General features: G+C 57.9%; 19 protein-coding genes and 2 pseudogenes. 14 read left to right on the forward strand and 7 right to left on the reverse strand.

Translation table 11 applies throughout. The features are described from left to right. Nucleotides 1-92 precede the first annotated feature (92 nt). From N8E89_RS15425 to N8E89_RS15465, 9 genes and pseudogenes are all read left to right on the forward strand, one after another. Nucleotides 93-914 (forward strand): ABC transporter ATP-binding protein, encoded by an 822-nt coding sequence (locus N8E89_RS15425; protein ID WP_112759960.1) that lies wholly within the window; start codon nt 93-95, stop codon nt 912-914. Nucleotides 915-973: 59 nt separating this feature from the next. Next, a complete protein-coding gene (locus N8E89_RS15430) occupies nt 974-1,756 on the forward strand; it encodes a transporter substrate-binding domain-containing protein (protein WP_106665257.1) in 783 nt (260 codons plus the stop codon). A gap of 121 nt (nt 1,757-1,877) precedes the next feature. Next, nucleotides 1,878-2,591 carry an ABC transporter permease gene (locus tag N8E89_RS15435; protein ID WP_106665258.1) on the forward strand — a complete coding sequence of 238 codons (714 nt, stop codon included), beginning with the start codon at nt 1,878-1,880 and terminating at the stop codon, nt 2,589-2,591. Next, entirely contained in the window at nt 2,591-3,430 is an 840-nt protein-coding gene (locus tag N8E89_RS15440; RefSeq protein ID WP_106665118.1) for an ABC transporter permease, read from the forward strand. Before N8E89_RS15435 ends, N8E89_RS15440 begins: the two co-directional genes overlap by 1 nt. A 192-nt stretch (nt 3,431-3,622) precedes the next feature. Further along, on the forward strand, nt 3,623-5,626 hold the full coding sequence (locus N8E89_RS15445; protein ID WP_113172938.1) for a CocE/NonD family hydrolase: 2,004 nt from the start codon (nt 3,623-3,625) through the stop codon (nt 5,624-5,626). Between the two features lie 127 nt (nt 5,627-5,753). Continuing rightward, nucleotides 5,754-7,343, forward strand: a complete 1,590-nt coding sequence (locus N8E89_RS15450) for an ABC transporter substrate-binding protein (RefSeq protein ID WP_106665120.1) — start codon at nt 5,754-5,756, stop codon at nt 7,341-7,343. Nucleotides 7,344-7,356: 13 nt separating this feature from the next. Continuing rightward, nucleotides 7,357-8,316, forward strand: a complete 960-nt coding sequence (locus tag N8E89_RS15455; RefSeq protein ID WP_106665121.1) for an ABC transporter permease — start codon at nt 7,357-7,359, stop codon at nt 8,314-8,316. A 9-nt stretch (nt 8,317-8,325) separates the two neighbouring features. Next, complete coding sequence (locus N8E89_RS15460; RefSeq protein ID WP_106665122.1) at nt 8,326-9,150, forward strand: ABC transporter permease; 825 nt, start codon at nt 8,326-8,328, stop codon at nt 9,148-9,150. After that, a pseudogene (locus tag N8E89_RS15465) lies at nt 9,150-10,809 on the forward strand (ABC transporter ATP-binding protein). Before N8E89_RS15460 ends, N8E89_RS15465 begins: the two are co-directional and overlap by 1 nt. 1 nt (nt 10,810) lies before the next feature. On the opposite strand, the gene N8E89_RS15470 reads toward N8E89_RS15465, so the two are convergent. From N8E89_RS15470 to N8E89_RS15495, 6 genes and pseudogenes are all read right to left on the reverse strand, one after another. Then, entirely contained in the window at nt 10,811-11,761 is a 951-nt protein-coding gene (locus N8E89_RS15470; RefSeq protein WP_262260439.1) for an alpha/beta hydrolase, read from the reverse strand. Then, nucleotides 11,758-12,541: pseudogene (locus tag N8E89_RS15475) on the reverse strand (carnitinyl-CoA dehydratase). The gene N8E89_RS15470 and the pseudogene N8E89_RS15475 overlap by 4 nt, the downstream one beginning before the upstream one ends. Then, the gene (locus tag N8E89_RS15480) at nt 12,538-14,616 is read right to left on the reverse strand and encodes an acetate--CoA ligase family protein (protein WP_113172942.1); all 2,079 of its coding nucleotides are present in this window, start codon (nt 14,614-14,616) and stop codon (nt 12,538-12,540) included. Before N8E89_RS15480 ends, N8E89_RS15475 begins: the two are co-directional and overlap by 4 nt. An 11-nt stretch (nt 14,617-14,627) precedes the next feature. Next, the gene (locus N8E89_RS15485) at nt 14,628-15,791 is read right to left on the reverse strand and encodes an acyl-CoA dehydrogenase family protein (protein WP_262260440.1); all 1,164 of its coding nucleotides are present in this window, start codon (nt 15,789-15,791) and stop codon (nt 14,628-14,630) included. 4 nt (nt 15,792-15,795) lie between these two features. After that, on the reverse strand, nt 15,796-16,860 hold the full coding sequence (locus N8E89_RS15490) for a carnitine 3-dehydrogenase (protein WP_262260442.1): 1,065 nt from the start codon (nt 16,858-16,860) through the stop codon (nt 15,796-15,798). A 5-nt stretch (nt 16,861-16,865) separates the two neighbouring features. After that, the gene (locus tag N8E89_RS15495; protein ID WP_262260443.1) at nt 16,866-17,771 is read right to left on the reverse strand and encodes a beta-keto acid cleavage family enzyme; all 906 of its coding nucleotides are present in this window, start codon (nt 17,769-17,771) and stop codon (nt 16,866-16,868) included. Between the two features lie 80 nt (nt 17,772-17,851). Here N8E89_RS15495 and N8E89_RS15500 point away from each other — a divergent pair, with 80 nt between their 5' ends. Continuing rightward, complete coding sequence (locus N8E89_RS15500) at nt 17,852-18,832, forward strand: GlxA family transcriptional regulator (RefSeq protein WP_112759958.1); 981 nt, start codon at nt 17,852-17,854, stop codon at nt 18,830-18,832. Between the two features lie 86 nt (nt 18,833-18,918). Beyond that, the gene (locus N8E89_RS15505; protein ID WP_113172944.1) at nt 18,919-19,410 is read left to right on the forward strand and encodes a thioesterase family protein; all 492 of its coding nucleotides are present in this window, start codon (nt 18,919-18,921) and stop codon (nt 19,408-19,410) included. Here N8E89_RS15505 and N8E89_RS15510 read toward each other — a convergent pair. Next, on the reverse strand, nt 19,397-20,305 hold the full coding sequence (locus N8E89_RS15510) for a LysR substrate-binding domain-containing protein (RefSeq protein WP_262260445.1): 909 nt from the start codon (nt 20,303-20,305) through the stop codon (nt 19,397-19,399). The two genes, N8E89_RS15505 and N8E89_RS15510, sit on opposite strands and share 14 nt — an antisense overlap. A 151-nt stretch (nt 20,306-20,456) precedes the next feature. Between N8E89_RS15510 and N8E89_RS15515 the strand changes: the two genes are divergently transcribed. From N8E89_RS15515 to N8E89_RS15525, 3 genes are read left to right on the forward strand one after another with little or no spacing between them, the layout of a single operon-like run. Continuing rightward, the gene (locus N8E89_RS15515) at nt 20,457-21,689 is read left to right on the forward strand and encodes an aromatic ring-hydroxylating oxygenase subunit alpha (protein WP_262260446.1); all 1,233 of its coding nucleotides are present in this window, start codon (nt 20,457-20,459) and stop codon (nt 21,687-21,689) included. A 44-nt stretch (nt 21,690-21,733) separates the two neighbouring features. Then, the gene (locus N8E89_RS15520) at nt 21,734-24,181 is read left to right on the forward strand and encodes a GcvT family protein (protein WP_262260447.1); all 2,448 of its coding nucleotides are present in this window, start codon (nt 21,734-21,736) and stop codon (nt 24,179-24,181) included. Then, on the forward strand, nt 24,178-26,622 hold the full coding sequence (locus N8E89_RS15525; protein WP_262260448.1) for a GcvT family protein: 2,445 nt from the start codon (nt 24,178-24,180) through the stop codon (nt 26,620-26,622). The genes N8E89_RS15520 and N8E89_RS15525 overlap by 4 nt, the downstream gene beginning before the upstream one ends. Nucleotides 26,623-26,649: the final 27 nt, after the last annotated feature.

Below are 26,649 nucleotides of genomic sequence, written 5' to 3' on the forward strand. Positions count from 1 at the left end.
ATTCAGGCAAATAGACCTGTAATGAAAAAGAGGCGGATCAAAGGTGTCATGACCGAACGTGCACGACAACCACGGAATGGAATCCAGGAATGATGGCGACGGAAGTGGCCGCCGTTTCGACGGATCCTCTCCAACCGGCAACGACCGAACAGGCTGAAGCCATACACGTCTGGAACCTGCACAAGCGCTTTGGAGCGCTCGAAGTCCTCAAGGGCGTATCCATGACCGCGAAGGACGGTGACGTCGTTGCGCTTATCGGCGGCAGTGGTTCCGGCAAGTCGACCTTCCTTCGATGCATCAACTTCTTAGAAAATCCCACCAGCGGTGCCATCCGCATCAATGGCGAAGATATCAAGATGATCAGTGATGGCGCAGGCGGCCAAATCCCCGCCAATCGTCGTCAGATCGAACGGATCCGCAGCCGGCTCGGCATGGTGTTCCAGAATTTCAATCTCTGGCAGCACATGACGCTTATCCAGAACGTCATCGAGGTTCCGGTCCATGTCCTTGGTATGAAGCGCGACGAGGCAATGACTATCGGCGAACAATTGCTGGAGCGCGTCGGGCTGTCAGCGAAACGCGACGTCTATCCCGCCTATCTTTCTGGCGGCCAGCAGCAGCGTGGCGCCATTGCACGCGCGCTCGCCATCCAACCCCGTGTCATGCTGTTCGACGAGCCGACATCAGCGCTCGATCCCGAGCTTGTCGGCGAGGTGCTGAAGGTCATCGGCGACCTCGCCAAAGAAGGCCGCACCATGCTCCTGGTGACTCATGAAATGAAGTTTGCCCGCGAAGTGGCGAGCCACGTGATGTACCTGCACAATGGTATCGTCGAAGAAGAGGGGGCGCCGGAAGAATTGTTTGGATCGCCAAAATCTGAACGTTTGAAACAGTTTATCCGGACTGTTTCATGATAGACATCAAGTAATACGGGGACCAACCCCGGGGAACAGTTGAAACAATGGAGATGAACATGAAGTCTTTTCTGAAAACGACGGTAGCAGCCGTTGTGCTTGTGGTTGCCGGTCTTGGCGCAGCCAATGCCGAACAGGTCAAGGTTGGCATTGCCGCCGAACCCTATCCGCCTTTCGCGGCGCCAGATGCATCCGGCAAGTGGCAGGGCTGGGAAATCGACATCACCATGGCAATGTGTGAAGCGGCCAAGCTCGATTGCGTCATCACGCCGGTTTCGTGGGATGGCATCATTCCCGCGCTGACGACGAAGAAGATCGACATTATTGCTGCTTCGATGTCGATCACCGCGGAACGCGAGAAGACGATCGATTTTTCGGACAAGTACTACAATACCCCGACCTTGATTCTCGGCTCCAAGGACGAGAAGATGGACGCGACACCCGAAGGTCTGAAGGGCAAGATCCTTGGCGTGCAGGTTTCGACCGTGCACCAGGCCTACGCGAAGAAGCATTTCGCTGACACTGCGGCCGAGATCAAGGAATATCAGACGCAGGATGAGGCCAACCAGGATCTGGCAGCCGGACGTATCGACGCCACCCAGGCCGATGGACTGGCACTGGAAACCTTTGCTGCCACGCCTGAAGGCAAGGCTTGCTGCGACATCAAGGGCAAGGTCGCCGATGATCTGGATATCCTTGGACCTGGCGTTGGCGTTGGCCTACGCAAGGGCGACACTGCGATGAAGGAAAAGTTCAACGCGGCGATCAAAGAAATCAGGGCCAACGGGAAGTATGACGAAATCTCGAAGAAGTACTTCACCATCGACATGTATGGCGGCTGATTGAGTTTGGGCCGGCGTTGGGTTTCCAACTCCGGCCTTTTCGTTGTTCGAAACCTGCATTTGACGCTGAATCGAGGACGGCTTGGCCGACGCATCGATTATCCCCGCCGCAATTACCGGCATGTTCGATCTTCTATCTCCTGTTGCGCCAGGATGGGGTGCCAATCTCTTGCGCGGGCTGATCCGGTCGCTGCAGATTGCCTTCGGCGCGTTCGGCATGGGCCTGATTATCGGAACATTCGGCTCATACGCGAAACTCTATGGCGGCCCGATCGCACGCGATCTGGCCGCAATCTATACGACGCTGGTAAGGGCAATTCCCGAGCTGGTGATGATTATCCTGCTTTATTATGCGGGGACGGACCTGATCAACCGTATCCTAGAGGGGATGGGGTATCAGCGTGTCGATATCAGCGGCCTCGTCGCTGGTATCGTGGTGCTGGGATTTGTGCAGGGCGCCTATGCGACGGAAGTGCTGCGCGGCGCAATCAAAGCTATCCCGCAGGGCGAGATCGAAGCGGCGAGGGCCTACGGCATGTCGCCTGTGCTGATGATGCGCCGCATCACGCTGCCGGCGATGTTGCCCCACGCATTGCCCGGGCTTGCCAATCTCTGGCTCATTTCGACGAAGGACACAGCGCTGCTGGCAGTCGTTGGCTTCAGCGAACTGACATTGGAAACGCGCCAGGCTGCCGGGACGACAAAAGCCTATATGACGTTCTACCTCGCAGCCGGCGCGCTTTATCTGTTCATTACGCTGTTCTCCAGTGTCATCCTGGAATGGGTTGAGAAACGGGCGCGGCGCGGGATGCCTTCGGTGAAGGAGGCGCGCTGATGAGCGAAACCCAGATCGAAGTTCCGGTCGAGACCTTCCCTATTCACAAGGAAAAGGATCCGAGCGCACAGACGAGCAAGCTGCCGCCGCATCGTATCGTCCTCATTCTCATCGGTCTGGCGCTTGTGGCTTCCGCCATTTTCTTCATGCGCTGGGACTGGCTGCCGAACTATGGTGATCTTATCCTGCAAGGTCTTTGGCGGACGATCTGGATTCTGTGCGTGACAGTGTTCCTCGGCTTCCTGCTGGCGGTTCCCTTGGGGCTGGCACAGGCTGCCGGTCCCGCCATTTTGGCCATTCCCGCGCGGGCGTTCTGCACAGTCATTCGCGGTACGCCACTACTCGTCCAACTCTGGCTGCTCTACTACGGGCTCGGATCGCTCTTTCCGCAATATCCGTGGATTCGCGGCTCGGAGCTTTGGCCCTATCTACGACAGGCCTGGCCGTACGCCGTGCTGGCGCTGACATTGTCCTATGCCGGTTATGAAGGCGAGGTCATGCGCGGCGCCTTCGCCAGTGTCCCCAAAGGGCAGCTGGAGGCCGCGCGCGCTTTCGGAATGCGACGGTTTACGATTTTCCGGCGTATCTGGTTGCCGCAAGCCATACACCGCGCCTTGCCCACGCTGGCGGGTGAAGCCGTACTTCAGTTGAAATCGACGCCCTTGGTCGCGACGATAACCGTCGTGGATCTCTATTCGGTAGCATCACGTGTCCGGCAGGACACCTTCCTTACCTATGAACCACTGTTGCTGCTTGCAGCGGGCTATGTGGTTATCACGGGCATAATCGTGTACCTGTTCCGGCGCTTGGAAAGATTGATCCCGTCGAAACTCGGATAAAGGATTTGTGCAGTGGCGCAAATTGTTCGACTTATGTCGCAAGTGTTTGATGCGTGCCGTTGAGCAGATGCGCATAGTGTGGGCAAAAGGAACGCCTCGCAAAGACGAGAAAATGGGATTCATGTTTTCGCCTGGCGTGCTGCCGGCGAGCATTATCTATTTTCAACTCCGTTGTGGGGACGAAAGGTGATAATGCGGACAGTTGAAACTTTTCAGCATAAGGTCACAGAGCAAGCCGACATGGGCATAGTCTTGTCCGACGGTTGCCGCCTTTCGGCGCGGGTCTGGATGCCCGAAGATGCCGAAAAAAACCCGGTTCCTGCCATTCTTGAATTCCTTCCCTATCGCAAACGCGATGGCACAACGGCCCGGGACAATCTCACTCATCCTTACTTTGCTGGTCACGGTTATGCCTGCCTGCGCGTCGACATGCGCGGTAACGGCGATTCCGAGGGCCTGATGGAAGACGAGTATTCCGAGCAGGAGCTCGCCGATGCCTGCGAGGTAATCAAGTGGATAACCGCACAACCATGGTCGACCGGCAAGGTCGGCATGATGGGCATATCCTGGGGCGGCTTCAATTCACTGCAGGTCGCAGCACTCCAGCCCGAAGCGTTGAAGGCAATCATCACCCTCTGCTCTACCGACGACCGCTATGCCGACGACATTCACTACAAGGGCGGCTTGCTGCTCAATGAAAATCTCGGCTGGGGCGCGACCATGCTGGCCTATTCGTCGCGACCGCCGGATCCCGCCCACGTTGGCGAAAAGTGGCGGGAAATGTGGCTCGACCGGCTCGAGAACGAACCATTTCTGCCGGCCGTCTGGCTAAAACACCAGACGCGGGATGATTATTGGAAGCACGGCTCGGTGTGCGAGGACTTTTCCGCAATCAAGGCAGCTACGCTCGCCATCGGCGGCTGGGGCGATGCCTACAAGAATGCCGTGCCACGGCTGATGCAGGGCATTACAGCACCAGTCAAGGGAATCATCGGCCCCTGGGTCCACAAATATCCGCACTTTGCAGTGCCGGAGCCGCGCATCGGCTTCCTGCAGGAGGCACTGCGCTGGTGGGACCGCTGGCTCAAGGATATCGATACGGGCGTCGAAAACGATCCGGCCTATCGCGGCTATCTGATGGACTCAGTCCGCCCCAAGAGCTGGTACACGGAACGTCCTGGCTTTTGGATCGCGGAAGAACAATGGCCGTCAACGAACATCGCTACCCGGGTGTGGCATCTGCGGCCGGACAAATCGCTCTCCAGCGAAACGTCCGGCAGTTTTTCTCACCTGGTGGCCTCGCCGCAGGATTGCGGCATGATGGGCGGTGAATATTGCGCGATATGGCTTGGTCCGGAGATGCCGGGCGATCAGCGCCATGATGATGCACTGTCAGCCTGCTACGATACGGCTCTGGAACAGCCCATCGATATCGTTGGCGCACCTGAGATTACGCTGACGTTGACCAGCAACAGACCGGTCGCGATGGTCGCCGTGCGCCTGTGCGACGTGCATCCGGATGGGGCGTCAACACGCATCACCTACGGTGTACTCAATCTCTGCCATCGGCATGGTTCCGAGAATGCTCAACCCTTGGTTCCGGGCGAGGCCGTCACCATGAGCTTCAAGCTTGATGACATCGCGTACAGAGTACCCGCAGGCCACATTTTGCGTGTCGCAGTGTCGTCATCCTATTGGCCTATGGTCTGGCCGTCGCCAGCGCAAGTGAGCCTTACCCTCCAGTCCGGCCAGATCAGCGTTCCCGTGCGGGAGGCCGCAACTGGCGACGAATGGACCTTTCCTGAGCCGGAAGCTGCGTCCCCCTGGCAGATCGAGACGCTGCGGGCCGGCAGCAACAGCCGGTCCATCGAACACAACCAGGTCAGTGGCAAGATCGCCCTGTTGATCGAAGATGATTTCGGCGAAGCCCGCGACAAGGATCACGGGCTGATCCATGGCGGCATCGCGCGTGAGCGTTGGGAAATTCATCCCGATGACCCGCTCTCCGCTTATGGTGAGACTCACTGGACCGAGGTATCGGGACGCGACAATTGGCGAACGCGTACCGAGACTTTTACGACAATGCGTTGCGACAGGCACAATTTCTATGTCACCGGCCGCATCGAAGCCTACGAGAACGACAATGTGGTGTTTGAGCGGGACTTCGCCGAAACGATCGCACGCCAGGGCATATGAATGCAGCATCGGCTGCTGGAGGATCATTTACTAAATCAATGGGTTGAAATTAACGGGTATCACGTCGCATTATCACAAAAACCGAATTGGACGCGAGGCGGTCCAAACCAACAATAGGGGAATGGGTATGTCAAAAGAACTCGATTATCTAAGCCGCAAGGTCGCACGTGGACATCTGTCACGCCGTGATTTTCTGGGCCGTGCCGCTGCTCTCGGCGTCACCACGGTCTTCGCCAATTCCCTGTTGTCGAGCGCGGCGCTTGCGGAGGGCCCGGTCAAAGGCGGCACGCTCAAAGCAGGTATGACTGGCGGTGCTTCCACGGATAGCCTTGATCCGGCAAGCTGGCAAAGCCAGGTTCCTTACAAGTTCGGCCGGCAATGGGGTGAACAACTGGTTGAAATCCAGCCCGATGGCAAGCTTGAGCCGAAGCTCGCTGAGGAGTGGGGTTCTTCGGACGATGCCAAGGTCTGGACGTTCAAGATCCGCAAGGGTGTTCAGTTCCATGATGGCAAGGAGATGACACCGGACGACGTCGTCGCCACGATGGAACGCCATTCCGATGCGAACTCGAAATCCGGTGCTCTCGGTATCATGGGCGGTATCGCCAATGTGAAGAAGGACGGCGATACCGTTGTTTTCACATTGAAAGAAGCCAACGCCGATCTGCCCTTCCTCATGGATGACTACCATTTGATGATCCAGCCGAATGGCGGCAAGGACAAGCCGGCGGCAGGTATCGGTACGGGACCGTACAAGGTTGTGACCGAAGAACCGGGCGTGCGGCATATCGGTGAAAAGTTCGCCAATTACTGGAATGGCGACAAGCGCGGGCATGCCGACCAGATCGAAATCATCGTCATCAATGACTCCACCGCCCGTACAGCTGCGCTGCAGTCCGGTCAGGTACACATGATCAATCGCGTTGAGCCGAAGATTGTTGATCTCGTCAAGCGCGTTCCGGGAGTTACCATTCAGAACGTTGCGGGCAAGGGCCACTACGTGTTCATTGCCCATTGCAACACCGCGCCGTTCGACAACAATGACCTGCGTCTTGCGTTGAAATACGCCATGAACCGAGAAGAAATGGTCAAGACGATCCTGCGTGGCTACGGCTCTATCGGCAATGATTTCCCGATCAACAAGGCCTATCCGCTGTTCTCGGATGACATTGAACAGCGCACCTATGATCCGGACAAGGCTGCCTTCCACTTCAAGAAATCCGGTCACGACGGTCCGGTCCTGTTGCGCACATCCGACGTTGCATTCCCGGGTGCTGTTGATGCCGCACAACTTTACCAGCAAAGCGCTGCAAAGGCCGGCATCCAGATCGAGGTCAAGCGCGAGCCGGGCGATGGCTATTTCACGGAGGTTTGGAACAAGCAGCCGTTCTCCACATCCTATTGGGGAGGACGACCGACCCAAGACCAAATGTACTCGACCGCATATCTCTCGACTGCAGACTGGAATGATACGAAATTCTTCAACGAAAAGTTCGACAAGTTGCTGATCACCGCACGTGCCGAACTCGATGAAGCCAAGCGCAAGCAGATGTATCGCGACATGGCAGTGATCGTGCGCGATGAAGGCGGCGTCATCGTGCCGATGTTCAATGACTTCATCGATGCGACCAGCGCCAAGGTCGGTGGTTGGGTACCGGACGGTAATCAGGAGATGAGTGGCGGCTATGCGCTGTCACGCTGCTGGCTGAACGCTTAAGCGGTCCGGGCGGATGAGTTCACCTGTCCTGAAACTGGTGGCCCAGCGCATTGCGATGGGCCTTCTTCTCCTCCTTGCGGTCTCTGTGCTGATATTTGTTGGCACGCAGATTTTGCCCGGAGACGTTGCGCAATCCATTCTCGGACAGTCGGCCACGCCGCAGGCGCTCGAAAACCTGCGGCGCGACATGGGGCTGAACGATCCGGCCTATATCCGCTATCTGCGTTGGCTGGGCGGGATCTTGACCGGAGATCTGGGGACGGCTCTGTCCAGCGGTCAGGATATTGCCACGTCGCTGAAAGGACGGTTGTGGAACACATTGTTCCTCGCCTTTGCTGCAGCAGCCGTCTCCATTCCGCTGGCGATCGGACTGGGTCTGCTGGCAGTGCGCTATCGCAACGGTTTTGTGGACAGGTTGATTTCCGGCCTTGGACTTGCCTCGACATCCTTGCCGGAGTTCTTCACGGGGTACTTGCTGATTTACTTCGTGGCAGTGCAGTTGCAATGGTTCCCCAGCGTTTCGACAGTCTATGACGGCATGTCGTTCGGCGAACGTTTAAGCGCGATTGCCTTGCCGGTGACGGTGCTCACCCTGGTTGTGTTGGCGCATATGATGCGTATGACGCGCGCGGCAATTCTAAATGTGATGCAGTCGGCCTACATCGAGACGGCCGAGCTTAAAGGACTTTCTCCTTTGCAAATCATCACCCGGCATGCATTTCCCAATGCGATTGCACCGATCGTCAACGTCGTTATGCTCAATCTGGCCTTCCTGATTGTCGGCGTGGTGGTGGTCGAGGTGATTTTTGTCTATCCCGGAATGGGCCAGTATCTGGTCGATCACGTGGCCAAGCGCGATGTTCCTGTGGTGCAGGCATGCGGGCTGGTTTTCGCGGCTGTCTATATCAGCCTCAATATCATTGCTGACATCGTGGCGATTGTCTCCAATCCCCGCCTCAGACACCCGAAGTGAGGCCGCCCAATGCTGAATGCTAAGACTATTCCCATCAGCGCGTGGATCGGCCTGATCATCACTGCGGTGTTTCTGTTCGCAGCGATTTTCGCTCCATGGGTTGCGCCCTATTCGGTTGGCGAAACTGTCGGCGATGTCTGGGAGCCGATGTCCGCCAAATACTGGCTCGGTACTGACAATCTCGGCCGTGATCTGTTGTCCCGGATGATTTATGGGGCGCGGATCACGATTTTCATCGCGGCGATGGCCACGGCACTCTCCTTCATTCTGGGTTCCGTGCTTGGCTTTGCCGCAGCGGTCATCGGTGGCTGGTTCGATCAATTGATGTCGCGCTTCGTTGATTTGATCATGGCCATTCCGACGCTGATCTTTGCGCTGGTGGTTCTTTCGGTGCTTCCGGCCAATGTCATCACACTGATATTGGTCATGGGCCTGCTGGATGCTACTCGCGTCTACCGTCTGGCACGGGCGGTCGCCGTCGATATCAACGTCATGGACTTTGTCGAGGCGGCAAAGCTCCGCGGCGAGGGCAAGATTTGGATCATTTTCCGCGAAATTCTTCCTAATGCATTGACACCGCTGATTGCCGAACTTGGCCTGCGGTTCATCTTCGCTGTTCTTTTCCTTTCAGCGCTTTCCTTCCTTGGCCTTGGCGTTCAACCGCCTGACGCGGATTGGGGCGGCATGGTCAAGGAAAACAAGGAAGGTATCGTCTTTGGCATTCCGGCAGCGCTCATTCCTGCGGCGGCTATCGCCATCCTCGCGATTTCCGTCAACCTGGTGGCTGACTGGATCCTGAACCGTACTACGAGCCTCAAGGGAGGGCGCGGCTAATGGCCAAACGTCCAGTAGACAGATCCGGCCTCCTGCTCGATATTCGCAATCTGCGAATAGAGGCGACCAGCTATCCGCCCGGCGAGCCCCCGCGCAATGTCGTTATTGTCGATAACGTTTCGGTCAAGGTGGAACGCGGCAAGGTCCTGGGGCTTATCGGCGAGATCCGGGGCAGGTAAATCAACCATCGGCTTGTCCAGCATGTGTTACGGGCGTGGCGGCGTGAGGATTACCGGCGGCGAGGTGATGCTCAACGGGCGTGATCTTCTCAAGGGAGGTCCAAATCTTCTCCGCCAGATACGGGGAAGGGAAGTATGTTACGTCGCTCAGTCGGCGGCAGCAGCCTTCAATCCCGCACGCAAGTTAATGGATCAAGTCGTTGAGGCCGCCCTCCTGCACAAGATATGCACCAAGGCGGAAGCGGAAAAACGCGCTGTTGGCCTCTTCAAGAAGCTCGGGCTACCGAATCCGGAAACATTTGGTCAACGCTATCCGCATCAGGTCTCCGGTGGCCAGCTGCAACGCGCGATGACCGCGATGGCACTGTGTTCCGAACCTGATCTGATTGTGTTTGATGAGCCGACGACAGCGCTGGATGTGACCACGCAAATTGACGTGCTCGCCTCGATCAAGGACGCCATTCGCGACACGAACGTTGCGGCGCTTTACATCACCCATGACCTTGCGGTCGTCGCACAGGTGGCCGACGACATCATCGTCCTGCGGCACGGTAAGCAGGTTGAATATGGCAATACACACCAGATTATCAAGGAACCACGCGAGCCATATACCAAACAGCTGGTTTCCGTACACCACATCCCGCATGAGGAGAATAATCCGGAAGATGCGCCGATCCTTTCAGTGAAGAATGTCACGGCGGCCTATGGCGGCGGTTTGGTCAAGGTACTGAAGAATGTGTCGGTGGACATTCACCTCGGCCAGACGCTCGCCGTTGTTGGTGAATCCGGTTCGGGGAAATCCACGCTCGCTCGCGCCATCACCGGATTGCTGCCACCAATGGAGGGGAGCATTACCTTCGATAAGCGGACCTTGTCGCCACGTCTGGCAAATCGCACGCGCAACGATCTGCGCGAATTGCAGATGATTTACCAGATGGCTGATACGGCGATGAACCCGCGCCAGACGATCGGCACAATCATTGGCCGCCCGCTGGAATTCTATTTTGGCATGAGGGGAAAGCAGCGCGACGCCCGCATAGCCGAACTCCTTGAGAAGATCGAAATGGGTAAGGGCTTTGCCGACCGGTACCCAGCCGAACTTTCCGGTGGTCAGAAGCAGCGCGTCTGCATCGCCCGAGCGCTGGCCGCGAAGCCCAAACTCATCATCTGCGACGAAGTAACCAGTGCGCTCGATCCGCTCGTGGCGGACGGCATCTTGAAACTGCTTCTGGATTTGCAGAAAGACGAGAACGTGGCGTATCTCTTCATCACTCACGATCTCGCTACGGTGAAGTCGATCGCCGATTCCATCGCCGTCATGTATCGCGGCGAAGTGGTGCGCTACGGCCCGAAATCGCAAGTGCTCAAGCCGCCATTTGATGCCTATACGGACCTGCTGTTGTCTTCGGTTCCGGAAATGGAATTGGGATGGCTGGAAGGTGCCGTGAAGAACCGGCGTATGGCAAGCGCCGGCAACTAGGTTAGAGCTGGCCGGGCCAGCGGCCCTGACCGAGCAGGTGCACGGCGGTAACAATCCGCCGGAAGCTTGAGCGGGCGCGTTCCACGCTGTGGCGCGAGCGTAGATACGCGTGTACGAGACCGGGCTCGTTGTTCCAGATCGCCTTACCGCCTGCTGCAAGGATCTTGTCGCGATAGTGGCGTCCATCATCCGACAATGGGTCGCATTCGGCGGAGATGATGATCGTGTCCGGCAATCCGCTGAAATCAGTGTCATTGAGGGGTGCAAAACGTGGGTCGGTTGACCAGTTGAAACCGCCGCCACGGACTTTGGCATAGTAAAGCGCATCGCGCGTCGTCAGCATAGGCGCGTCGGCATGGGTGAGATAGGAGCCTTGATCAGTTGCTCCACCGAGCCCCGGATAGATGAGAACCTGACCGATTGGCGCACGTTCGTGACGGCGCACGTGATGGGAGACTGCGGCCACCAGATTGCCGCCGGCGCTATCGCCACACAAGACGATGGGCAATCCAAAGGTCAGATCCACGTACTCAAAAGCAGCAAGGCAATCCCTGAAGGCGGAGGGGTGCAAATGTTCCGGCGCGAGCCTGTAGTCTACCGAGATGACGCGAAAGCCGGTGGCTTCGCAGATTTCGGCACAGACATCATCATGGCTGTCGAGCCCGCCAACAACAAAGCCTCCGCCGTGAAAATAAAGGCAGATAGCTTCAGGATCGCTGTCGCGCTTTTCGTAGATGCGTATCGGTATCTTGCGGTCCCTTGCATCGATGAAACGATCCGCCGATGCCACCGATTCCGGGTAGCCGGCGAAGAATGCCCGGCACATGGTGTTGTAGACCTCGCGCTGCTGCTCCACCGAAAGATCGACCGCATCGGGCGGATAGAAGCTGTTCGTCCGTTCTATGAACGCCCAGGTCTCCGCGTCGATAAGGGTAGAATAGTCAGTCGTCATTTTCCCTTCCACACGGGTTCTCGCTTTTCGGCGAAGGCCTTGAAGCCTTCCTGCCCATCTTCGGATGCGTAGAGCGTGTCGACTGTACGGAATTTGCGTTTCGTAATCCAGTTCATCGCTTCCTGGAAACCCATGCTTTCAGCCTCACGCGCGACTTCCTTGATGGCGGCGAAGACCAGCGGCGGGCCGCTTTCCAGCATGCGTGCGATCTCCCAGACGCGCTCCATCAATTTATCCTTGGGCAGGACCTCATTGACCAGACCCCAGCGATGCGCCTCTGCAACGTCCATCCAGCGTCCGGTGAGAAGCAGGTCCATCGCCACATGATAGGGGATGCGCTTTGGCAGCTTGACGGTTGCCGCGTCGGCGAGCGTTCCAGCGCGAATTTCCGGTAAGGCAAAACTGGAATGATCGGAGGCGTAGATCAGGTCGCACGAGAGAGCGAGTTCGAGATCCGCCGCCAACTGCCATGCCATTGACCGCCGCAATTACCGGCTTGTTGAGATCGAGCAGTTCCTGCAAGCCGCCGAAGCCGCCGACGCCATAGTCTCCATCAACCGCGTCGCCGCCGGCGGCGGCCTTCAGGTCCCAGCCTGCGCAGAAGAACTTGTCGCCCTCGGTCTGGACGATCGCGACACGCAACTCCGGATCGTCGCGGAATTTCTGGAATGTCTCTCCAAGGAGCCGGCTTGTCATCAGGTCGATGGCATTGGCCTTTGGCCGGTCCAGCGTGACTTCGAGAATGCCGCCTTCGCGGCGCGTCCGGACTACATCGTTCACTTCAGCTCTCCCTTCGTCACCATCAGCGCATCGGCGATCCAAACGCCGTGTCCCGTGCCGCACACCAGCAGGGGGTTGATATCAAGTTCGGTGATGCGGCCCGCATTGTTCATGGCGAAAGCAGCGATTCCCATGATGGCGTCCAGCGCCGCTTCAAGATCTGCTTGTGGCTTGCCGCGATAGCCATTGAGCAGCGGAAACATGCGTAGCGCACGCAGCGCGGCCCCGGTGTCCTCGCGGCTCGAGGGCAGGAGCATCGTCACCGTATCCTGCAACAATTCCACCAAGACGCCGCCTGTACCAAGCGTCATGACCGGGCCGAACTGCGGATCGTCAGTAATGCCGACGATAAGCTCGGCAACCGCTCCCGTCACCATCCGCTCGACATACAGACCGGAACCAAGACCCGCGAGATCATTGGCTGCGGATCTGACCGCATCGGCATCGCGCAAATTGAGACGGACGGCGTTGCGCTCCGATTTGTGGGCGATACCCAGTGCCTTGAGCGCCACCGGATAGCCAAGGTGGTCGGCAATCGCGACTGCTTCATCGGAGGAGGTGCAGCAACGCCCATCGGCTACGGGCAGACCAGCCTTTTTGAGAATGGCCTTGGCCTCAGCTTCGTCTGGAGTGTTCATATCGCCCGGGATTTCATTGGCGGACATAGCCATTGAAGCAGCAAGCGGCTTTTTCCACGCCTTGCCGATGAAGGCCGCCGCTTCTGCCGCGTCGAAGGCTTCGGTGATGCCGCAGAGCGGAGCGATGCCTTTTTCCATTAGGCCGGCCATATATTCTTCCGGGATATTCTCCGGTATCGACGCGACTATGGCCCCTTTGGCCTTGTTGGTTTTCAACGCGTTTTCAAAGCCACGGACGGTGGACCACCAGTCCACGTCCGAGCAACGGTCCTTGCGGGGAAAATCGAGGACGAGACAGCTGAGCGAGAATTCGCCCGACACCATGGCAGTAAAAGTCTCGGTCAGCGCCGGCTCGTTGTTCCAGATGAAGGTGTGGTAATCGAGCGGATTGGCGACGGCGACGAGCGGGCCAAGCGTGGACTTTACGCGGGCGCGATGCTCGGGAGTCAGAGGAGGGAAGACAACATCCCGGCCTTCGGCGCTATCCGCCATGACGGAAGCTTCGCCGCCTGAACAACTCATGGAACACAGTGTGTTGCCGTCAAGCGGGCCATGTACATGCAGCAGTTTCAACGTTTCGAGAAAAGAGGCGATCGAGTTGACGCGCGCGATTCCGAGCCGCTTAAGAAATGCGCTGGATGCGGCATCCGATCCCGCCAGCGATGCCGTATGCGAAATGGTCGCCGCCCGCGCCTGTGCGGAACGGCCGACCTTCATCGCAACAATAGGCTTGCCGAGTTCGCGGGCGCGTTTGGCTAACGCCTCGAACTTAGCGGCCGATTGAAAAGCCTCGATGTGGAGACCCAATGCGGTCACACGCTCGTCCTCAAGCAGCGCGATGGCCATGTCCGGCAGGCCGGTCTGCGCCTGGTTGCCTGCGGTCATCACATGGGCGATGGGCAGACCGCGTGTCTGCATTGTCATGTTGATGGCGATGTTGGAAGATTGGGTGATGATGGCGACGCCGCGCTCATCCGGGCGAAGCCGGCGCCCTCCATGCTGGTCCGGCCAGAGCAGGGCGCCATCGCAATAGTTGATCAGCCCGTAGCAATTCGGGCCGATGATGGGCATATCGCCAGCTGCTTCAACCAGTTCTCCCTGGAGCCTTGCTCCATCTTCATCATCGGCACCCGCCTCCAAAAAGCCGGAAGCGTAACACACGGCAACGCCTGCACCGGCTTCGCGCAATTCCCGGACAATACTGAGCGTCAGAAAGCGGTTGACGCCGACAAAGGCCGCATCGGGGCTGCCCGGCAGATCAGCAACGGAGCGATATACCTTGAGGCCGAGGATTTCATCATGCTTGGGATGCACCGGCCAGATTTCGCCGGCAAAACCCATTTTCTGGGATTGCTTGATAACTTCGGTGGCTTGAAGGCCCCCGAAGACAGCTATGGTTTTCGGTCGTAACAGACGATCGAGCTTATGCGATGCCATCGAATGCTCCGTTATGCGCCATGCGGGCGGAGCAGGGCACGGGAAATAATGTGCCGCTGGATTTCGGATGTACCTTCCCAAATGCGCTCTACGCGCGCGTCGCGCCAGATACGCTCAAGCGGCAGATCGTCCATCAATCCCATGCCACCGTGAATCTGGATCGCCTCGTCGGCCACGAAAGCCAGCATCTCGGTGGCCTTGAGCTTGGCCATCGCCATATCCTGGTCGGTCACTGTGCCCTGATCGAATTTCCAGCCCGCCTCGAAAGTAAGCAGGTCCGCAGCTTTCAATTCTGTCGCCATATCCGCCAGTTTGAACGATACGCCTTGGAATTTACCGATCTGCTGACCGAACTGCTGGCGTTGCGCCGCATATTCAATGGCATGGCCGAGCGCCCGTTCGGCACGGCCAAGGCAAGTCGCTGCCACCTGCAGGCGCGTTGCTCCGAGCCAGGTATTCGCGACCTCGAAACCCTTGTGCACTTCGCCAAGTATCGCATCCTGCGGCAGACGGCAATCGTCGAACTCGATGATGGCATTGGTGTAACCGCGATGCGAGACGTTCCGATAGCCCTCGCGAATGGTCATGCCGGGATGACCTTTATCGACAAAGAAGGCAGTGATTTTCTTCTTTTTGCCGCGCGGCGTGTCTTCCTCGCCGGAGGCGACGAAGAGGATGACGAAATCCGCTTCAACGGCATGGCTGATGAAATGCTTGGTGCCGTTGACGACCCAGTCGCCGCCTTTCTCGACGGCGGTCGCCTTCATGCCGCGCAGGTCGGAACCGGCACCCGGCTCGGTCATCGCCAGGCAATCGGATTTCTCGCCGCGGATGCAGGGATAAAGGTACTTTTCCTTCTGCGCATCAGTACCCGCAAGCAGGATGTTCGACGGACGACCGACACAGGTCCAGTGCAGCGCATAATTGGCGCGGCCCAGCTCTTTTTCATAGAGCAGCCAGGTCACCGTATCGAGGCCGGCCCCGCCTACGGATTCCGGCATGTTTGCCGCATAAAGCCCAGCCTCCATGGCCTTATGCTTCAGTTCCTCGGCAAGTTCCTTGCGCAAGATACCCGTGCGCTCGACTTCCGCTTCGTGCGGGTAGAGTTCGTTTTCGACAAAGGCCCGGGTCGTCTCGACGATCAGCCTTTGCTCCTCCGAAAGACCGAAATCCATGGCGTTACCCCTTCTTTTTCTTGGGCTTGCTGGTTTTTGCCTTCTCAGCTGCTTTGGATGTGGCTGGCTTTTGTGCCAGCTTCGACAGCCGTTTGGTGTAGTCCTTGTAGAGGGCGCCAGCGCCCCAGCCCTTACCCTTGTTCTGGCGGGAGAGGGCCTCCATGATGGCAACCAGATTGTCATCGCGGATGCGCTCGAGTTCACGAATGGACAGGCCATGTGCCTGTTCGTCTGACTGGTTTGCGATCTTGTCGACGAGTTCCTCCGTGAGTTCAGGAACGTCCATCAGCTTGGTCCAGGGCCATGACAGGCACGGGCCGAACTGGGCAATGAAGTGGCGCATGCCAGCTTCGCCGCCCGCCACGCGATAAACCTGGAACATGCCCATCTGCGCCCAGCGAATGCCGAACGAATAACGCATGATATCGTCGAGCTCCTCGACCGTGGTGATGTCGTCCTTGATCAGCCACAGCGCTTCGCGCCAGACGGCTTCCAGCAGCCGGTCGCCAACAAAGGCCTCGATTTCCTTGCGGATCACCACTGGTTTCATGCCGATGGAGGCGTAAAGTTCCCGGGCTTTTTCCACGGCTTCCGGCGATGTCAGTTTACCGCCGACGATTTCAACCAGCGGCAAGAGATAAACAGGGTTATAGGGATGGCCAACGACCAGCCGCTCCGGATGCTTCATCGAGGTCTGCATATCCGATGGGAGGATCCCGGATGTGGACGAGCCAACGATCGCGTCAACTGCGGCGTGCTTGTCGATTTCGGCCAGGACCTTGTGTTTCAGGTCGAGCCTTTCCGGCACGCTTTCCTGAATGAAGTCGGCGCCGCCAACGGCCTCTTGAATAGACTTGGCGAAGGTCAGCTTGCCTTCTTTTGGCAATCCATCCGGCAGCATGGTCTTGTAGGCGCGGCGAGAATTCTTCATCACCTCGCTAACCTTGCGCTCTGCTTCGGGGTCAGGATCGAAAATCGATACGTCGATGCCGTTGAGAATGAGGCGGGCTACCCAGCCCGCACCGATAACACCGCCACCGACAGCGGCAGCCCTGCGAATACCTGTCATTTTTCTCACCAGCCCTTTGTCAATTTCATGCGCTCACGGACCTCCTGGGGTCCGAGAATGCGGGCGCCCATGCCTTCGGCGATTTTCACCGCCCGCTCAACCAACGGGCCGTTGGTGGCAAGCACGCCCTTGTCGAGCCAGATATTGTCTTCAAGACCAACACGGATATTACCGCCTGCCAGCATGGCCATTGCTGCATAGGGCATCTGGTTGCGGCCGATCGAGAATGCCGAGAACGTCCAGTTGGATGGGAGATTATTGGTGAGCGCCAGCAGTGTTCCGATGTCGTCCGGTGCACCCCATGGAATGCCCATGCAGAGCTGAACCATGACCGGATCATCCAGCAGTTTCTGGTCATAGAGCCACTTGGCAAGAAGCAGATGCCCCGTGTCGAAGATTTCGACTTCCGGACGCACGCCTAAAGCCTGGATCTGCGCGGCCATTGCTTTCAGCATGGCCGGCGTGTTGGTCATGACGTAATCGCCTTCACCGAAATTCATCGTGCCGCAGTCGAGCGTGCAGATTTCCGGGCGAAGTTTGGCCACGTGCTCCAGCCGTTCGGTTGCGCCTGCCATGTCAGTGCCATTGGGCGAGGGCGGCATCGGCTGCTCGACGCTGCCGAGAGTAAGGTCACCGCCCATGCCGGCGGTTAGGTTCAGGACCATGTCGACGCCGGATGCCTTGATGTGCTCGACGACTTCCGCATAGAGCGTGATGTCGCGCGAACCCTTGCCCGTTTTCGGATCACGAACGTGAATATGCGCGATGGCGGCGCCGGCATTGGCGGCAGCAATGCATTCATCGGCAATCTGGCGCGGGGTGACCGGTACTTTGTCGGAACGGCCTGTGGTATCGCCCGCACCAGTCACGGCGCAAGTGATGAATACATCGCGGTTGGGGGTAAGTCCCATGGCAGTGCTCCCATTATTTTGGTTATCCTGATCATGCCCCGATTGCCAAGCCATGCTTTGCAATATACGAAATGAAATTGATGAATAACGAAACATCGCCACTCTTTTTGCCGAACACAAAGACGCTGGACGTGACTGTTCTCGTCTTTAGCGGCGCATCGCTCATGTGTGTGGCCTCGACAATCGACCCGATGCGCGCAGCGAATCGCGTCTCGGGTGGCAATCTCTTCAAATGGCGGATCGTCTCGCTCGATGGCGAACCGACAATGACGACCTGTGGCTTGCCAATTGCGGTTTCTGGCTCATTTGATACATCAGAAAAAGGTGATATGTTATTGGTTGTAGGCGGTTTTGGCACGTCCGATATCGCCCGCACTACTTTTACTGCCAATCTGCGCCGCGCCGTTCACAATTACCAGATGATTGGCGGTATCGAGGCCGGCTCCTGGCTGCTTGGCCGTGCGGGACTGCTATCGGGGCGCAAGGCGACCACCCATTGGGAAGACATGGAGGAGTTCACGGCGGAGTTTCCGGACGCCGACATTCGTCCGGATCGCTACGTCATCGACGGACCGGTCTTCACCAGTGGCGGCGCTTCGCCGACCTTCGATCTGATGCTCCATTTGATCCGGTCACGCTATGGCATGTCGGTGGCTCTCGATGTTGCGAGCGTGTTCATCTATGACGAGGCGCATGCATCGAACGATGCGCAGCCACTTGTTTCGCTCGGACGGCTCGATGATGTGCACCCGAAACTGGCGGGGGCCATCCGCTTGATGGAAAGCCATATTGATACGCCGTTGACCATTGGCGCGATTGCCAAGAGATGTGGCCTGAGCGCCCGAAGTCTGGAAAAGATATTCGCGAAAGCTGTCGGCGAGGGGCCGGGGCGCTACTATCTGCGCCTGCGGTTGAAGGTAGCGCGGCGGCTGATCACCGATACGAGATCCCCGCTTGCCGATATCGCGGCGCGCACGGGCTTTTCGTCGGCAGCGGCGTTCACCCGGACCTTCCGAAGTTTCGAGGGTAAACCGCCCAGTGCTTTCCGGAGTGTTCACTGAGAGTCGCTTTTGACAAAGCAGCACTATTCAACTTCATGTTTCAACCTGCGATCAAATAGCCGCGCCATTCCAGACAGGAGCCCAGAATGTCAGCCGAAACTTCACAAGGTGAACTGCATCGTTCCGCGCCGATTGCCATGGAAAAGGAATGGATCGACTATAACGGCCATCTAAACATGGCCTATTACAACGTTGTGTTTGACCGGGGTGGCGACGAGTTCCTTGCAGAACTTGGCTTTGGGCCGAAATATGCTGCCGAGCGCAAACTGACGATCTATACCGCAGAAGTGCATATCTGCTACGTGCAGGAAATTCATCTCGACCATATCGTTACCGTCACCAGTCAGTTGATCGATTTTGATGCCAAACGCCTCCACACCTACAACGAAATCGTGCACAAGGATGGGTGGGTTGCGGCTACGGCCGAGGTTCTGTCACTTCACGTCGATATGAGCGGCCCCAGGGTCGTGCCGTTTCCCGATGATGTTCTGCCTATGCTCGAGTTGTACAAGCAAGCGCATTCAAGGCTTCCCATGCCTGCGCGTGTTGGCCGGTCGATAGGCATCAAGCGGAAGTAGTTCCGCCAAACTGTTCAACCAGCCAACGCTCGAATTGGCGGATGCGGGTTTCGCCGACGCGCTCCTTGCGGCAGATCATATACCAGGCGCCGGGCTGCGGAACTTTCAGCGGGAACGGAGCGACGAGCCGCCCAGCCTTGATGTCATCAGCCACGAGAAAATCCGGTGCGACGGCGAGGCCCTGACCGTCCAGAGCCGATTGCAGGGCGGCGAGATAAGTATCGAACTTCAGCGTCACGGCCTGGCCCGTATCGGCCATTCCGGCAGCCTCCAGCCATGTGCCCCAATCTTCCGGCGCCGTGTAGAGCGCGAGGCGCGGGACCTTGTTCAGGGCCTTTGTCCCCGCGTCACCGTTCATCCGCGCGGCAATCTGCGGGCTGCAAACAGGACACATCTGCGCCTTGACCAGCAGCCGGTAATGCAGGTTCATTCGCTCCGGCCGCGTCGTGTGGATGATGCCGATATCTGAACTGTCGATATTGAGTTCCCAATCGAGCTGGCTGGTGCCGATACGAATGGCGAGATTGGGGTTGACCTTACGAAAATCGGTCAGACGCGGAATAAGCCATCGAATGGCGAAGGTCGCATAAGTTTCCAGCGCTAGATCGTCCGTTGTGCCGATCCGATTAATCAGTGCCGTACCGCGTGCGATCTTTTCAAATGCATCACGCATATAGGGGTAATAGAGTGTGCCCGCATCGGTCAGTGACACGCCGCGCGGCAGGCGCTCGAACAGTTTGAGGCCGAGGATCGTTTCGAGCTCTGCGATGCGATGGCTGATGGCTGATTGCGTCACGCCAAGTTCGTCGCCTGCAAGCCGGAAACTTAATAGCCGCGCCGATGCCTCGAATGCCCGCAAAGCGCCGAGTGGAGGTATCCGGGGCTTTGACATCATGGCTTCGGAACCTCGAAAAAAGATGCGTGAATATAATTCATGCCTTTATGAGTAACGATCGCTTGAACGGCGCGCAATGCGGAATCATTCTAATCTGCGGCGCGTCTCACAGAAAATAAGCGTCCTGAAACAATCTTCTTCGGAGAATGACATGGGTGCAGAACAGGTATTTGCAGAAATTGCACCGGCTCTGGACAAGATCGATCAATTGATCGCCGAACACCGGCCGGGCCACGGGCTGGTTCGTGCTTTCTATATGGATCCGGATGTCTATGCCCGCGACATGGAGCGGGTGTTCCGGCGGCATTGGCACTGCATCGGTCATGCGAGCATCATTCCCAATGCCGGGGATTTCGAGCTGTTCAAGATCGACACAGAAGCGGTCATCGTTTCGCGCAACGAAGATGGATCGATTCACGCGTTTCTCAATGTATGCCGCCATCGCGGCGCCGAGGTCTGCACCAAACCAAAAGGCAATGCTCGCTTCTTCGTCTGCCCGTACCATGCCTGGACCTATGCCAATGACGGGAGTCTGCGTGCCGCGCGGCTGATGCCCAAGGATTTTGACCGCAGCGCACATGGCCTGAAGAGACTGCATGTGCGCGTGGCGGAAGGACTGATCTTCATCTGCTTTGCCGACGAACCGCTGGATTTCTCCATCATTGAGCAGTCGCTTCGCACCACCTGCGGTCAATATGGCTGGGCGGACGCCAAAGTCGCACACCGGGAAACCTATCCCGTCGATTCCAATTGGAAGCTGGCTGTCGAAAACTACGTGGAATGCTACCATTGCGGCCCGGCGCACCCGGAATATTCGCAGACGCACGCGCTGGAACAGCCAGCTGAAAAGATTGTCGAGCTCAATGCGCGCATGGAGCAGCGCACCTGCGCTCTTGGTATTGATATTGCCACCGGCGATAACTGGCAGAATTCCGCACATGGCCAGGAGGCAATCCACACATTCCGCTATGCACTGTATGATGGCGTCTCCAGTGGCAGCGAGGATGGTTCGCCGGTCGGGCCCTTGATGGGGCGGTTTTCGGAGTTCGATGGCGGCGTCACCTCCATTCACCTGGGCGGCACGAGTTTCCTCGTCTGCTATCCGGACCACGGCATGATCTACCGCTTCATTCCAAAGACCGTCGATAGCTGCGAGATGGAATTGATCTGGCTGGTGCGCGGCGATGCGGAAGAGGGCAAGGATTACGACCTCGAAAAGCTGACCTGGCTGTGGAAGGTGACGACTGCGGAAGACAAGACGATCATCGAACACACGGCGCGCGGGGTTCGCTCGCACTACTTTGTGCCGGGGCCGATTGCGCCGATGGAGTATAACGAATTGCGGTACATCCAGTGGTACCTCGATGAAATCGGGCGGGCCTGATCGGGCCGGTCCTCATTACAGCATGAGACCACGGGAGACTTTGTATGTCTGATTTTCCAACTTCGGCGCGCGTCGTCATTATCGGTGGCGGAGCGGTCGGCGTCTCCTCGCTTTACCATCTTGCCAAGGCAGGCTGGACCGATTGCGTGCTGCTTGAAAAGAACGAGCTGACATCGGGTTCAACCTGGCATGCAGCGGGCAATGTGCCGACATTTTCGGCCTCCTGGTCGGTGATGAACATGCAGCGCTATTCAGCCGAGCTCTATCGCGGGCTGGCTGCCGAGGTCGATTATCCCATGAACTACCATGTCACCGGCTCGCTACGGCTGGCGCATACCAAGGAGCGGATGCGCGAATTCCAGCGCGTGAAGAGCATGGGCCGCTATCAGGGCATGGATATCGATGTGCTGGGGGTCGATGAGATCAACGGGCGCTATCCGTTCATTGCAACGCATGAGCTTGAGGGCGCCCTCTACGATCCCAATGATGGCGATATCGACCCTGCACAGCTGACGCAGGCTCTGGCCAAGGGTGCCCGCGACATGGGAGCGAAGATCATCCGCTTCTGTCCGGTCACCGGGGCGCGCCGCGAGAACGATGAGTGGGTGATTGCTACGCCGCAGGGCGAGATTCGCTGCGAATATGTGGTCAATGCGGCGGGTTATCGGGCGCAGGAGATCGGCAAGCTGTTCGGCCGCGATGTGCCGATGATGGTGATGAGCCATCAATATCTGCTGTTCGACGAAATCCCCGAAATCGCTGCCTGGTCTCGCGAAAACGGCCACAAGCTGCCGTTGCTGCGCGACGTCGATTCGTCCTATTACCTGCGGCAGGAAAAGAACGGCATGAATCTCGGGCCATATGAACGCAATTGCCGTGCGCATTGGGCGACTGCCGATGATCCAATGCCGGATGATTTCTCGTTTCAGCTGTTCCCCGATGATCTTGAGCGCCTCGACTGGTACCTCAATGATGCCATTGCCCGTGTACCAATTCTCGGTACCGCGGGCCTGTCGAAGGTGATCAATGGTCCAATCCCCTACGCGCCGGATGGCAATCCGCTGATCGGTCCGATGCCCGGCGTACCCAATGCATTCGAAGCCTGTGTCTTTACCTTCGGCATCGCGCAGGCTGGCGGAGCAGGCAAGGTTCTGGCCGAATGGGTCACGGAAGGCGCGACGGAATGGGATATGTGGTCGTGCGATCCGCGCCGTTTCACCGCCTTTACCGATACTGAATATTGCGTTGCCAAGGGTGTGGAGGTGTACGGGCACGAATATGCCATTCATTTTCCGCGCCATACGTGGCCGGCGGGCCGCAACAAGAAGGTTTCACCTATCCATGATCGGATTGCCAGGCTGGGTGCGCAGTTCGGTGCCTATAATGGCTGGGAACGCGCAAACTGGTATGCGCAGCCGGGCGACGATGTTTCGGAGGAATCAACGCAAACGTTCCTTCGTGATGGTCCGTGGCAGCAGCGTATCCGCGAAGAGTGCCATGCCGTGCGCGACGCTGTTGGCATTCTCGATCTGCCCGGTTTCTCGCGCTTCAAAGTCAGCGGCGAGGGCGCTCGCGAATGGCTGTCGACGCTGGTCACCGGTATCGTGCCGAAGCCTGGACGGATCGGCCTTGGCTATTTCTCCGACGACAAGGGCCGGGTCGTCACAGAAATGTCCATTATGGCGATCGATGAGAATGTGTTCTTCCTGATCACCGCCGGTGTTGCCGAATGGCATGATCGCGACTGGCTGCTCAATCATTTGCCGAACGGCAGTTCAATCAGCATCGCCAACGTCACGGAAGATTTCTCTTGCCAGATCGTTACCGGGCCGAGGGCCCGTGATCTGTTCCGAGATATCTGCGATGCGGATCTCGAGAAAACCTGGCTTTCGCACCAGACGACGCAGATCGCCGGGCGGTATTGCCAGTTGGTGCGCGTTTCCTTTGCCGGTGAGCTTGGCTGGGAGGTGCATACGAAAGTTGCCGACACCGCCGCGATCTTCGATGCGATATGGGAAGCAGGACAGAAATACGGGATCAAGCCCTTCGGCATGTTCGCACTGGATTCCCTGCGCCTCGAAAAGGGCTATCGCGCCTGGAAAGGCGACCTTTCCACTGACTACACTCCGCTGCAAAGCGGACTTGAACGTTTCATCAAGTGGGAAAAGCCGGAATTCATCGGCAAGGCCGCTCTGGAACGTGAAAAGCAGCAGGGCGTGAAGAAACGCTTCGTCACGCTGACTGTGGATGCCGGAGACTGTGACGCGCCTTATATGTCCACGCTTTGGCACAATGGCACTATTGTTGGTGAAACTACTTCCGGGGGCTGGGGGCACCGGATCGACAAATCGATCGCGCTTGGCATGCTGAAGACCGAACTCACCGAACCCGGGACGGAAGTCGAGGTGGAAATCTTCGGCGAGCGCTACAAAGCGACCGTCCATCCTGACCAGCCGCTTTGGGATCCCAAGAACGAAAGAATACGCGCATGAGTTCGCTACCCACCAAAGCGCGCGCCGTCATCATCGGCGGCGGCATTTCCGGCTGTTCTGTTGCCTATCATCTCGCCAAGCTCGGCTGGACCGATGTCGTTTTGCTGGAGCGCAAGCAGTTGACCTCCGGCACCACGTGGCACGCTGCAGGGCTCATCGGCCAGCTGCGCGCCTCGCAGAACATGACACGGCTGGCGAAATATTCCGCCGACCTCTATGTCAAGCTGGAGGCGGAAACCGGGGTCTCCACCGGTATGCGCCAGGTGGGCTCGATCACCGTGGCTCTGACCGAGGAACGCAAGCACGAGATTTACCGGCAGGCTTCGCTGGCGCGTGCCTTCGATGTCGATGTTCGTGAAATATCTCCAAATGAAGTCAAGGAGATGTATCCGCATCTTAACATTGAAGATGTGGTGGGCGCGGTGCATCTGCCGCTCGACGGACAGTGCGACCCGGCCAATATCGCCATGGCTCTTGCCAAGGGCGCACGCCAGCGCGGCGCCAAAATTGTCGAGAACGTCAAAGTCACCGGCGTTCTCAAAAAGAACGGCCGCGTAACCGGCGTGACCTGGGTGCAAGGCGAAGAACAGGGCACGATCGAGACCGACGTGGTGATCAACTGCGCCGGCATGTGGGCACGCGATCTGGCGGGAACGTCGGGTGTCACCGTGCCGCTGCATGCCTGCGAGCATTTCTATCTTGTTACCGAGGCCATCGAGGGGCTTGGGCGCTTGCCCGTGCTGCGCGTTCCGGATGAATGCGCCTATTACAAGGAGGATGCCGGCAAGATGATGCTGGGCGCCTTTGAGCCGGTCGCCAAGCCTTGGGGCATGAACGGCATTTCCGAAGATTTCTGTTTCGACCAGCTCCAGGAGGATTTCGAGCATTTTGAACCCATTCTCGAAATGGGCGTCAACCGCATGCCTATGCTCGGTACAGCCGGGATCCATACATTCTTCAACGGTCCGGAAAGCTTCACCCCCGATGACCGCTATTATCTCGGAGAAGCGTCGGAACTTGGCGGCTATTGGGTCGCTGCGGGCTATAATTCGATCGGTATTGTCTCGTCCGGCGGTGCGGGGATGGCACTCGCTCAATGGATTCACGATGGCGAGGCGCCGTTCGACCTGTGGGAGGTGGATATCCGCCGCGCGCAGCCATTCCAGAAGAACAGGCGTTATCTGAAGGAACGTGTCTCTGAGACACTGGGCCTGCTCTATGCCGATCATTTCCCCTACCGGCAGATGGCGACATCCCGAAATATCCGCCGCTCACCCATTCATGAACATCTTAAGCAGCGTGGCGCGGTCTTCGGTGAAGTCGCCGGATGGGAGCGCGCAAACTGGTTTGCCAAGGACGGTCAGGAGCGCGAATACCGCTATTCCTGGAAACGGCAGAACTGGTTCGACAATCAGCGCGAAGAGCATCTTGCCGTGCGCAATGGAGTCGGCCTGTTCGACATGACTTCGTTCGGCAAGATCCGCGTCGAGGGTCGTGATGCTTTACTGTTCCTGCAGAAGCTTTGCGCTAACCAGCTCGACGTCGAGCCTGGCCGCATCGTTTACACCCAGATGCTCAATAATCGCGGGGGGATCGAAAGCGACCTGACGATTACACGCCTGTCGGAAACAACTTTCTTTGTCGTTGTCCCCGGTGCGACCCTGCAGCGTGACCTGGCCTGGATGCGCAAGCACCTCAAGGACGAATTCGTGGTGATTACCGATGTAACCCCGGCGGAATCGGTGCTGTGTCTGATGGGACCCAAATCTCGCGAACTGATCCAGAAGATCAGTCCAAATGATTTCTCGAACGAAGCCAATCCGTTCGGGACCGCGCGCGAGATCGAGATCGGTATGGGCCTCGCACGCGCGCACCGCGTGACCTATGTCGGCGAACTCGGTTGGGAGCTGTATGTCTCCACGGATCAGACGGCGCATGTATTCGAGGCCATCGAGGAGGCGGGACAAGAGCTGGGCCTCAAGCTTTGCGGTCTGCACACGCTGGATTCGTGCCGCATTGAAAAGGCGTTCCGCCACTTCGGCCACGACATCACCGACGAGGATCATGTGCTGGAGGCAGGGCTTGGGTTTGCAGTGAAAGTCGATAAGGGTGATTTCATTGGCCGCGATGCCGTGCTGAGAAAGAAGGCAGCCGGGCTCGATCGCAGGCTCGTGCAGTTTCGTCTAAGTGATCCAGAGCCACTGCTTTTCCACAATGAGGCCATTGTCCGTGATGGAGAGATTGTGGGAACAATCACCTCGGGCAATTATGGCCACCATCTCGGCGGCGCTATCGGCCTGGGTTACGTTCCGAGCAAGGAAGAAAATCCGGAACAGATTCTGGCTTCAAATTACGAGATCGAGATCGCCGGGGTGCGGGTGAAGGCCGAGGCTTCTTTAAAGCCGATGTACGATCCAAAGGCTGAACGTGTACGGATGTGAGACTGGCCGGGATTGACCCGGCCAGCC

Source organism: Phyllobacterium sp. A18/5-2, assembly GCF_025452215.1.
Taxonomy (GTDB): domain Bacteria; phylum Pseudomonadota; class Alphaproteobacteria; order Rhizobiales; family Rhizobiaceae; genus Phyllobacterium; species Phyllobacterium sophorae.